The organism is Bacillus sp. AR13-1 (assembly GCF_008042285.1).
Classification (GTDB): domain Bacteria; phylum Bacillota; class Bacilli; order Bacillales; family Bacillaceae_G; genus Bacillus_A; species Bacillus_A mycoides.
Genome location: NZ_QNUA01000052.1, coordinates 1 through 11,721, shown reverse-complemented (window position 1 = coordinate 11,721; position 11,721 = coordinate 1). Strand labels below are relative to the sequence as shown.

Sequence of the window (11,721 nt, the reverse complement as noted above, 5' to 3'; positions counted from 1 at the left end):
CTTGACAGGGGTCACTGCATTGGATGGGGCGTCTTTTTTATTTAGGGAATTTGATAGTTATTCCACAAAAAATCCCCTTCAAAATAGTCATTCTTTAGTGACTATTTTGAAGGGGATATGTGATACAACCTTTAATTTTTTTTATTACTGTTGATTGAAGTTTTAATATTTTTTTCGTTCAAAAAGTTTTCAATTTCTTTTTGCTTTCTTCCATTAGCTTTAGTGAAATGTTTTGAAAAAGAAAAATCTATATCTGGTAAGCTACTATTTTGCATAAATTTATCAGTTTTCTGTTTTAGTTCTAATATAAGTGCCGTAGATGATGAAATAAATTCATAGATTTCATTTGAAGGTTTTTTATAATCATCAGGGATCGTATTATTATTAATAAAATCGTGGAAATTTGTATCATTTTGTTTCGCTAAATCTATTAGTTTTTGTAATTTTTCTCGATCGGATTCAGTAAAATTCTTATCAGAAATTGTTGAAACAAGTGGAATAATGTTTTCAGATAATTCCCAACTATAATCTATATAATTTTTTATACTTTGTTTCATTTCATCTTCATTAATAGTTTCATTCTTTTTTTGAGAGCTGAATATATGTTCTGGAATTTTAATAGTAACATCTTTAATAGATTGTGCATTGTCTAATTTATCATATCGTGTATCATTTGCTTCATTAGATTGTGTATCGTGTGAACAAGCAGATATAAATACAATAGCGAGCAGCATGAATGGATATAAAGTATATTTTTTCATTTTAATCTCCTTTTTCATTCATTAGTATCTTTGTAAAACGGCTAAATTCCATTTTAAATACTTTACTAAAAGTGAGTATACATGTTTTATCATTTGGTAAGATATTACGGATATGAGTAAGCCGATGCAAAAAGCTATGAATACATTATAGACATTGGAATAACTGATTTGATGAAACCCGTTAAAAAATCCTAACCCTATTAATAAAATAGGTGAAATGATTAAGAATGGAGTGGCAATTATAAGTGCTAGAAGAATCGGTAATAGAAAGAGTAATAAGAAAAAGGCGATAATGATAAATATAAAGTTTAAAAAACTTAAGCTCATAACAGAAAATAGTGCGGTTATCATATTTTTGAAGCTTCGTTTATTGTCCGCGTTTTGTATTGCATAGGAAACATTAAGTTCTTTAGCAATAGTTTTAGGGTCTCCTAGTTTCCTGGAAATTTCTTCTTCAGATTTCCCATCCTGTTTAGCACTGATAAAATGAGTTTCATACTCTGAAATAATATCTTTCTTTTCTAAACTAGGCATATTCGGCAGGGAAGAACTAAGTTGTTCCAAAAATTCACTTTTGTTCATAACAATCACTTTCCTTTATAAAATGATGAATTACAGCTGAGAATCCTATCTTTTGAAAAGGGGGATACGAATTATAAGGTGCGTTCCAATTACTGGGTATTCCAATATTTACAAATATATCATTTAGTAGTGTTCTTTGCAAGGTACTATAATCTTATTAATACTGTGATTAGATGGAATTTTTTCGTGCATTTTTAGAGGAGATATAAAAATATTATTTTAGGATAAACAAAGGGTTGTAAGCGTATTCCTTAGAGGTTGTCAAAAAACTGTCAAATTCATATCGTTGGAAAAATAATGCATTTGTAATATAATGATAAATAATACTTCACCACATTAATTAACTAGGTGAAATTAAAAATCTTTATTACACACATTATGAAATAAAGGGATGATTAGTTTGAGTACAGGTGTAAAAGCAAACGACGTGAAAACAAAAACAAAAGGAGCAGATCTTGTTGTTGATTGTTTAATTAAACAAGGTGTTACACATGTTTTCGGTATTCCAGGAGCGAAGATTGATTCTGTATTTGATGTACTGCAAGAAAGAGGACCAGAGTTAATTGTTTGTCGTCATGAACAAAATGCAGCATTTATGGCAGCTGCCATTGGTAGATTAACAGGGAAACCGGGCGTATGTCTTGTAACTTCAGGACCAGGGACATCAAATTTAGCGACAGGTCTTGTTACTGCGAATGCGGAGAGTGATCCCGTTGTTGCTTTAGCTGGTGCAGTTCCGCGTACAGATCGATTAAAACGTACGCATCAATCTATGGATAATGCTGCATTATTCGAACCAATCACTAAATATAGCGTAGAAGTCGAGCATCCTGATAATGTACCAGAAGCACTTACTAATGCATTTCGAAGTGCTACTTCTACAAATCCAGGAGCAACACTTGTAAGTCTTCCGCAAGACGTTATGACTGCGGAAACGACAGTAGAATCTATCGGTGCGCTTTCTAAGCCACAGCTTGGAATCGCTCCCACAAATCATATTGAATACGTAGTAGAAAAAATAAAATCAGCAAAATTACCAGTTATTTTACTCGGTATGAGAGCAAGCACCAATGAAGTAACGAAAGCAGTTCGTGAGTTAATTGCTGGTACAGAACTTCCTGTTGTTGAAACGTATCAAGCAGCTGGTGCAATTTCACGTGAGTTAGAAGATCATTTCTTCGGCCGCGTTGGATTATTCCGTAACCAACCAGGTGATATTTTACTAGAAGAAGCGGATTTTGTTTTATCTATCGGCTATGACCCAATTGAGTATGATCCGAAATTCTGGAATAAACTTGGCGATAGAACAATTATTCACCTTGATGATCACCAAGCAGATATCGACCATGATTACCAACCAGAGCGTGAATTAATTGGCGATATCGCTTTAACTGTAAATAGCATTGCGGAGAAATTACCGAAGCTTGTATTAAATACGAAATCTGAAGCAGTTTTAGAACGATTACGCTCGAAATTATCAGAGCAAGCAGAAGTTCCAAATCGTGCTTCAGAAGGTGTTACGCATCCACTTCAAGTCATTCGTACACTTCGTTCTTTAATTAGTGACGATACAACCGTTACATGTGACATCGGTTCCCATTCTATTTGGATGGCAAGATGTTTCCGTTCTTATGAACCACGTAGACTATTATTTAGTAACGGTATGCAAACGTTAGGTGTTGCACTTCCTTGGGCAATTGCTGCTACTTTAGTTGAGCCGGGTAAAAAAGTTGTTTCAGTGTCAGGTGATGGTGGTTTCTTATTCTCTTCGATGGAGTTAGAAACAGCGGTACGTTTAAATGCACCGGTTGTACATCTCGTTTGGAGAGACGGTACATATGATATGGTTGCGTTCCAACAAATGATGAAATACGGTAGAACATCAGCTACAGAGTTTGGCGATGTTGATCTTGTGAAATATGCAGAAAGTTTTGGAGCAATAGGTCTTCGTGTCAATACACCAGACGAATTAGAAGGTGTATTGAGAGAAGCGTTAGAAGCAGAAGGTCCTGTCATTATTGATATTCCAATTGACTACCGTGACAACATTAAATTAAGCGAAAAATTATTACCAAACCAATTAAACTGATGGGGGCATGAGTGAGATGACTGTTGCGCAATTAATTGATATTGATGCAAAAAGAACGAAAATGAGTAATGAAGTATATCAAACATCTACAATGCTTGCGCTATTAGATGGTATATACGATGGTGTTATTAACTTTGAGGAACTGAAAGAACGTGGCGATTTTGGCATCGGTACATTTGATCAATTAGATGGTGAAATGATTGCGTTTGATAATGAGTTTTACCATTTACGTTCAGACGGTTCAGCGGAAAAAGTAGAACCGGAAGAAACAACACCTTTTGCGACTGTAACGTTTTTTGAAAAAGAAATGAGTTATACGGTAGAGCATCCGATGAATCGTGAAGAAGTGGAAGCATTATTACATGAGTTAATGCCAAGTAAAAACTTATTTTATGGTATTCGAATGGATGGAACGTTCCGTGAAGTTAGAACGAGAACTGTTCCAAGACAAGAAAAACCGTATACGCCGCTCGTTGAAGTGACGAAATCACAACCGATTTTTTCGTTTAAAGATACAGAAGGTACGCTAGCTGGATTTTGGACACCAGATTATGCGCAAGGTATTGGTGTAGCTGGTTTCCACTTACATTATATTGATGATGAAAGAAGCGGGGGAGGACATGTTTTCGACTATGTTGTAGAAAACTGTACGATCCAAATTTGTCAAAAAGCTCATATGCATTTAGCACTTCCTGAAACAGCTGATTTTATGGCGGCGGAATTATCAAGAGAAAACTTAGAGAATGATATTGCGACCGCGGAAGGTGCGGAGTAAAAAGGAATCGAAATTATGTATTCTCTATATAAAGAACCGAAGTCTTGTTCAGGCTTCGGTTTTTTTCATTGATTTGCAATCTTCGAGTGAAATTCCCCTATCCAATTTCACTGCACCGCCTCATTATGTTTCTTTTGTAAAATGAAAACTCAATTTTGAAGCAAAAGAAATATAAATTTCTCTCCAAACATATACATCAAAAGGATAGGGGGGATATGATGGAAAACTCCATTACTATTAGTTTATGCATGATTGTAAAAGATGAAGAACAAACTATATCAAAATGCTTAGAATCGGTTAAAAGTGTTGTGGATGAAATTATTATTGTAGATACAGGTTCCACAGATGCTACAAAAGAAATTGTGAAGAAGTACGACGCGAAAGTTTATGATTTTCAATGGATTGAAGATTTTTCAGCGGCACGAAACTTTGCGTTTTCTAAAGCTACAAAAGAATATATTCTTTGGCTAGACGCAGATGACATAATAGATACGGAAGATATAAAGAAATTGTTGCAGTTAAAACATACGTTAGATCGTAGTACGGATGCAGTATCTATGAAATATTATTTAACTTTTGATATAGAAGGAAATCCAACACATTCTTTAAGGAGATATCGATTAGTCAACAGAAGTAAAAATTTTCAATGGTATGGATTTGTTCATGAATATTTAGAGGTGTATGGAAATCTTATAAATAGTGACGTAGGGGTAAGTCATAAAAAAGAAAAAGCATATACTAATCGTAATTTGAAAATATATGAAAAACATCTTGAGAGTGGAAAAGAGTTTAGCCCCCGCGATGTGTACTATTATGCAAATGAATGTAAGGATCACAGATTATTTGATAAGGCTGTTAAGGGGTATTCTAGGTTTTTAGATGAAGAAAAGGGTTGGGTTGAAGATAACATTCAAGCATGTTTAAAAAGAGCCGAATGTTATTTAGAATTGGGGGACTTAAAAAAATCTATACAGTCTTGTTTGCAATCATTTACGTATGACACGCCTAGAGGAGAACTTTGTTGCCACTTAGGACGTGTATTTTTGCAACAAGGGGAATATTCTAAAGCGATATATTGGTACCATGCAGCAATTGACGGGCCACGACCAAAGGATTCGCCGTTTGTCCGAGAAGAGTGTCATACATGGTTGCCGCATATTCAACTATGTATTTGTTATGATCGAATAAAAGAATATGAAAAGGCAATTTATCATAACGAACAAGCTGCACTGTTCATACCTAATAATCCGAGCATTGAATATAATAGAAAATATTTTGATAGTTTATCGGAAAAATAATATTTAATAATACTAGATAATCATTTTGGCTGCTGAGAGGAGTTTGATTCATGCTCACAAGTATAATTATATTGACTCATAATCAATTACAGTATACAAAAGAATGCATCCAAAGTATTAGAACTTATACAGTGGAACAAGAGTATGAGTTAATAGTTGTGGACAACGCGTCAACAGATGGTACTGTAGAATGGTTACAAAAACAATCGGATATTATGCTAGTGGAAAATGCGGAGAATATGGGTTTTCCAAAGGGATGTAATCAGGGAATTAAAGAGGCAAAAGGTGACAATATTCTATTATTGAATAATGATGTGGTCGTAACTGAAAATTGGCTAAGCAACTTAATTCGGTGTTTATATGAAAGTAAGGATACTGGAGCGGTAGGGCCCATAACTAATAATGCCGCTTACTATACTGCTATACCAACCTTTTATAAAGATATTGAAGGAATGCAGAAGTTTGCAACTTTATATAATCAAAGTGATAAAAATAAATGGGAAGAACGTATGAAATTAATCGGATTCTGTATGCTTATAAAAAAATCAGTGTTAGATGAAGTTGGATTATTAGATGAACGATTTACACCGGGGAATTATGAAGATGATGATTTGTCACTAAGAATGTTTGAAAAAGGATATAAACTGTATTTATGTAAAGATACATTTATTCATCACTACGGAAGTGTCTCATGGAAAGAAGATAGTATGAAATTTTCTGTAGTTTTACATGCAAATAATATAAAATTGTATGAAAAATGGGGGTTTTATGGTGAAAGTTTATACATTCATTATGATTTACTAGCAATTGTAGATCGATTTGCGCCTGATCAAGTGAATATTCTTCATATAGGAGCTGGATGTGGTGCAACTTTATTAGAAATGAAAAGGCGTTACCCGGCAGTTTCCATATTTGGAGCAGAAATTAATGAAAAAGCAGCAGCTCTTGCAAATAGGGTAGCTCCTACAACTTCTGCTGAGTATGACAAGTTACATGAGGTATTTACAGATGAAAAATTCCAGTACATTTTGTTATCACATCCTATTGAGCCAGCGAAATTACCGCAGGTCATACAATCTATGTCACAACTTTTAACGCCAACAGGAACTTTCATTATGTCGAAATTCAATTTGGATAATTATTATGCATTAAAAAAATAATGCTTTTAAGATTTTCTCTTTGGAGATGAGCTGTATTTGGCAATGTTGGAGGAACAACGGTTTCTTTTATAGAAACAAAACCGAAATCCGAGCCCGGATTTCGGCTTTTCGACGTGTGATGAATTACGAAAAAAGAGCTATCCTATAAGTTGGTTTCACTTACTTATAGGATAGCTTCTTTATTTTGAAACAAACGGATGCTTTTCATAATAAAACCGCCATGGATAGTGAACGGCTTCTTCTGCATAATCAATATTAATACGAGGGCCAGCTATTATGTTATGTGTGGATGATAAATGGTCTTCTTCAGGAACTAATTCAATATGTAACGTATTACTTTGAAGTGATACGCCGCGCTCTTCTAAAGTGATTCCGAGCGCGCGGCATAGTTTTCCGGGGCCATTTGTTAAGTTTTTATACTGAGCTTTCGTAATGTCAGTTTTGTTGTAGCGCGCTAGTTTCATGTCTTCGATTCCATCTACAGGTTCAAGAGCACGAATGAGAACTCCTTGCGGGGTGCCGATTGTTGCTGTAATTACGTTAAAGCAATGATACATGCCGTAAATTAAATATACGTAAGCATGTCCTGGTGCGCCGAACATTACTTCTGTTCGATCAGTCCGTCTGCCTCCGTAACTATGAGCGGCCTTATCATCTGGACCTTTGTATGCTTCTACTTCTACAATAATTCCGCTCCGCTTTATGCCGTCTACAATATGAACGAGTTTATGTCCGAGTAACTTCTTTGCGACCACTAATGTATCGCCTTCATAAAAAGAAGGTGGTGCCTGCATTGTACTATCTCCTTTGCCAGTTGTATATGTATATAGTAAACCAAATTTTCAGTAGTAATTCTAACTCGTTCTATTTACTAAATTTATTTCATAAATTATGGATAGAGTACAACAGCGAAGAGGGGGAGTGCGACATGATTTATCGCTTACTAGCTCTTAATATAGATGGGACACTACTATACAACAACGGAAAAATCGCAAAAGGGATACGAGAAACAATTGACTTTGTGAAAAGAAAAGATGTATACGTTACATTATTTACGAATCGTAATTTTCAATCTGCTCATAAAATAGCGAAGGCGTTAAAATTAGATTCTATATTAGTTACGCATGGCGGTGCTTTCGTTTCAGCATCGTTAGATAAGCCGTTCGCTCAAAGGAGATTATCTGAAGAGAAAACCTTTAATATTGTGCAAGTGTTAGAGCATTTTGATTGTAATGTTCGCATTTCTCATGAACGATATTCAATTGGGAATCGTGAGAGAAATACACCAAACTTAATTGCGCGTACTGTATTATCAAGCGCAGATCCGTTATTTTATCCAGTTCAATTTGTAGATTCGCTAGGGGATGCACTGCGTGATCATCCAGTAGCTGCGCCAAAAATTGATATTGTTTTCCATACGAAAGGTGAAAAAGAAAGAGGGATGAATACGTTAAAAAAGGCATTTCAAGATGTAGAGTACGTCGAGTGTGATGAAAGACATATAGAAATTCTCCCTCAAAATGTATCAAAACTACGTGGTTTACAATTACTTGGGGAGCATTTAAATATTAACCTTAGTGAAATGGTTGCGATTGGAGATAGCGTAGAAGACTTAGAGGTAATTGAAAATGTTGGGCTTGGGGTAGCAATGGGGAACGCTCCTGTAGAATTAAAGCAGGCCGCAGACTGGATTACACGTTCTAATACTGAGAACGGCGTAGAGTACATGATTAAAGAGCATTTTCGTAAGCAATTCCCGCTTCCTTTTTTAAAGAATCACAAACATACACCGAAACGATGAAAGAAAAACGTAGCTTTTTGGCTACGTTTTTTTGTCGACTTTATTTGAAAAGTTTAAATCAATATTCCAATAAGAAATGAAAGCGTTTCAGGTGAGGAATTGTGTCTGTAATCCATACAATTCACTTGAATACTTTAGAAAACTGTTGTAGAGTGGATGATGTTGCCAAAATAGTTACACCACATGAAATATTCTTCGAGTTAATTTTATTGAGCTCCCGTACGTAAAAACACTTCAGCATGTTAGTTTAGTTCACGTATTATCTCAAAAATGAATTGTAGTAGTTTCGCCAATTAGTTGTAGAGCTTCTTTGTTTTATTTAAATGGATTATTTGTAAATTAGTATGAATAGGTTTTAAGTACATCTGAAATGTACTTCTTGTTATAAGTTTTTGAAATTTGAAAAGGGGGAATGAATTTCTTGAGGAAATCATTAAGTCAAAAAGTAAAAAAGATATGCAGTAGTTTTATAATTATATTGTTAGTATGTATGAATTTTTTAATCCATTTACCGTATAAAGCGGAGGCAGCTACAACAGAATTAAAAGGTTTAGGCGATACATCTTATTATAACGCAATCATTTTTGGTGATCATAGTGCAACGAGTGCGGATATTGAGGGTGCGATGGCTGTTCAAAAGAACATGAACGCATCAAGTTATACAGTCGTAGCGGCTGCAACTGGAGCAAACAACTTAGCTGGAGCAACATGGAAAGATGAAGGATATCCATCATTATTACTAGGTGGTCAATTTACGAAAGCGGGAGCAGGACAAGTAATCATTCAAGATGGAACAGTGGCGATGACAAAAGATGGTGACCCAGAAGGTGCAATGAAGTCATCTTATGACCGTATCTCTTATAAAGAGCAAGCAGAGATTGATGCCAAGTTCAAAGAATTTAGAAAAGACGTTGATGGTGTAATTGGAAATGCGAGTCAATTACATACTGATAAACCAAAACCTAATATGAGTTTTGGCATCGGAGAGGATGTAAACAATCCTAATATTTATGTTTCTTCAGGCTTAACAGGAAAGAAAACATTTGATGTAAAAGATGTTTATCTTCCGAATGTAAATAACAAAGACTTTATTGTTATTTATTCAGACGCAGAAGAAGTGAATTTTGGTAGCGGTGCAATTTTGTACGATACGAAAAATACTGGGATGGCAACAGACTTAATTAATACATCACAAGCATATGATCCTAATTCACCTTTTACTGAGTTAGCTAGTAAAGTAATTTGGGCGTTTCCGAATGCTACAAAAATATCAACAAAAGGATATGGCGTAGTAGGAAGTGTATTTGCTCCAAATGCTGTTGTAGAGACAAAGGGTGGTTCTATTAATGGACAAGCCTATGTTGGGGGATTACACCAAAGAGATGGGTTTGAGGTTCACAATTTTAAATTTAACTGGCCGAAATGGAAAAATCCATCAGTTGAAAAAGGAAATTTACAAATTAAAAAAGTTGATGCAAACGATGAAAACATTGTTTTAAAAGATGCAAAATTTGATGTTATAGACAAAGACAATAATGTTGTAGCTACTGTTACAACGAATGAAAAGGGTATTGCTGAAGTCAAGGATTTACCACTTGGTGACTATTTTGTAAAAGAAATAAGTGCACCAGAAGGATATATAAAAGTTGATACACCAGTAAAAGTAACAATTAATGGTACAAACGTAATTGAAATTGTTATGAAGAATACGAAAAAAGTAGAGAATGGTCAATTTAAATTGTTGAAAAAAGATAGTGAATCTGGTCAACTTCTACCAGGTGCAAAATTTGATGTTATAGATAAAGATGGAAATGTTGTTGAAACAATTATTACAGATGGTAAAGGTGCAGCTTTATCAAAACAACTTCCAGTTGGAACATATACATTAAAAGAAGTTGAAGCACCAAAAGGTTATGAACTATCATCTAGCTCAGTTCGTGTTGATGTAGCTGCTAATAAAACAGTGACTGTAGATGTGTTGAATAAAAAAATCGCCGAAAAAGCTACAGGCCAATTTGAAATCGTAAAAGTAGATGCGAATGATAAAACGAAGCTATTATCGGACGCAGAGTTTGAAGTGTATAAAGATGGTGAAAAAATAGATACATTACGAACAGATAAAACAGGTAAAGTAATCTCTGAGAAATTAGAACCAGGAAAATACACGTTAAAAGAAACGAAAGCACCAAAAGGATATAAATTACTAAAAGAAGAAATTGAAGTCGTTGTGGAAGCAAACAAAGTAGTACAAGTACAAGTAGAAAATGCGAAAGAACTAGGAAGCTTACAAGTAATCAAAAAGGATGCAGAGAGTGGAAAAGTTCTAGAAGGCGCAGAATTCAGACTGAAAAACGAAAATGGTCAAGTAGTTGGAGAAGCGAAAACAACGAATAAAGATGGTGTTGTGACATTCGAAAACTTAGTGCCAGGTAAGTATACGCTAGAAGAAACGAAAGCGCCAGAAGGCTACAAAGCGGTAGAATTAAAAGTGGAAGTAAATGTTGTAGCAAATGAAGTAGTAAAACAGGAAGTAATGAACGAAAAAGTTCTGGGTCAATTTGAAATCGTAAAAGTAGATGCGAATGATAAAACGAAGCTATTATCAGATGCAGAATTTACTGTGTATAAAGATGGTAAAAAGGTAGCAGAGTTGAAAACTGATGAGAGTGGAAAAGCGATGTTACCGAAATTACCATTAGGTGAATACACAGTGAAAGAAACGAAAGCACCAGCAGGTTACAAGATTTCAAATAAAGAATGGAAAGTAACAATTCAAAATGAGAAAGAAGTAGTAAAAGTAGAGGCAGAAAATGAAAAACTCTTGGGCTCTCTACAAATTATTAAAACAGATGATAAAGATCAAGCGGAACGTTTAGCAGGCGCAGTATTTACATTGAAAGATGCTAAAGGAAATGTTGTAAAAGAAAAAATTACAACAGATAAGTCTGGAACGGTTAAAGTAGAAGGACTAGTACCGGGTGAGTATACGTTAGAAGAAACAAAAGCACCAGAAGGTTATGAGTTAACAAAACAAGTAATTCATGTAACAGTCAACGGTGAAAAAGTTGTTGATGTAAAAGTAACGAATAGTAAGAGCCTTGGTCAATTTGAAATCGTAAAAGTAGATGCAAACGATAAAACGAAGCTTTTATCAGACGCAGAATTTGAAGTGTATAAAGATGGTAAGAAAGTAGAGATGTTACAAACAGATAAAACAGGTAAAGTCATCTCTGGAAAATTAGAACCAGGAAAATA

The 11,721-nt window shown here is 34.8% G+C and carries 9 protein-coding genes; 6 read left to right on the top strand and 3 right to left on the bottom strand.

The genetic code is table 11. The features are described 5' to 3' along the window. Positions 1-131: 131 nt before the first annotated feature. Together DN408_RS28810 and DN408_RS28805 are read right to left on the bottom strand one after the other, a co-directional pair. Complete coding sequence (locus DN408_RS28810) at positions 132-761, bottom strand: NDxxF motif lipoprotein (protein WP_078178940.1); 630 nt, start codon at positions 759-761, stop codon at positions 132-134. Between the two features lie 21 nt (positions 762-782). Next, positions 783-1,343 carry an HAAS signaling domain-containing protein gene (locus tag DN408_RS28805; RefSeq protein WP_002125515.1) on the bottom strand — a complete coding sequence of 187 codons (561 nt, stop codon included), beginning with the start codon at positions 1,341-1,343 and terminating at the stop codon, positions 783-785. A gap of 400 nt (positions 1,344-1,743) precedes the next feature. Here DN408_RS28805 and alsS point away from each other — a divergent pair, with 400 nt between their 5' ends. The 4 genes from alsS to DN408_RS28785 all read left to right on the top strand — a co-directional run bounded on the left by alsS (position 1,744) and on the right by DN408_RS28785 (position 6,665). Continuing rightward, positions 1,744-3,432 carry an acetolactate synthase AlsS gene (gene alsS / locus DN408_RS28800; RefSeq protein WP_002125517.1) on the top strand — a complete coding sequence of 563 codons (1,689 nt, stop codon included), beginning with the start codon at positions 1,744-1,746 and terminating at the stop codon, positions 3,430-3,432. Positions 3,433-3,448: 16 nt separating this feature from the next. Continuing rightward, positions 3,449-4,207: an alpha-acetolactate decarboxylase gene (gene alsD / locus DN408_RS28795; RefSeq protein ID WP_002125519.1), complete on the top strand. Its 759-nt coding sequence runs from the start codon at positions 3,449-3,451 to the stop codon at positions 4,205-4,207. 218 nt (positions 4,208-4,425) lie between these two features. Then, positions 4,426-5,505, top strand: a complete 1,080-nt coding sequence (locus tag DN408_RS28790; protein WP_002125520.1) for a glycosyltransferase — start codon at positions 4,426-4,428, stop codon at positions 5,503-5,505. 50 nt (positions 5,506-5,555) lie between these two features. Beyond that, positions 5,556-6,665 carry a glycosyltransferase gene (locus tag DN408_RS28785; protein ID WP_002125521.1) on the top strand — a complete coding sequence of 370 codons (1,110 nt, stop codon included), beginning with the start codon at positions 5,556-5,558 and terminating at the stop codon, positions 6,663-6,665. Positions 6,666-6,844: 179 nt separating this feature from the next. Here DN408_RS28785 and DN408_RS28780 read toward each other — a convergent pair whose 3' ends face one another. Continuing rightward, a complete protein-coding gene (locus DN408_RS28780) occupies positions 6,845-7,459 on the bottom strand; it encodes a DNA-3-methyladenine glycosylase (protein ID WP_002125522.1) in 615 nt (204 codons plus the stop codon). A 134-nt stretch (positions 7,460-7,593) separates the two neighbouring features. Between DN408_RS28780 and DN408_RS28775 the strand changes: the two genes are divergently transcribed. Together DN408_RS28775 and DN408_RS28770 are read left to right on the top strand one after the other, a co-directional pair. After that, a complete protein-coding gene (locus tag DN408_RS28775) occupies positions 7,594-8,466 on the top strand; it encodes a Cof-type HAD-IIB family hydrolase (protein ID WP_000640394.1) in 873 nt (290 codons plus the stop codon). Positions 8,467-8,887: 421 nt separating this feature from the next. Next, positions 8,888-11,721 (top strand): MSCRAMM family protein (locus DN408_RS28770; protein ID WP_179957922.1); only part of this gene is annotated, 2,834 nt, incomplete at its 3' end.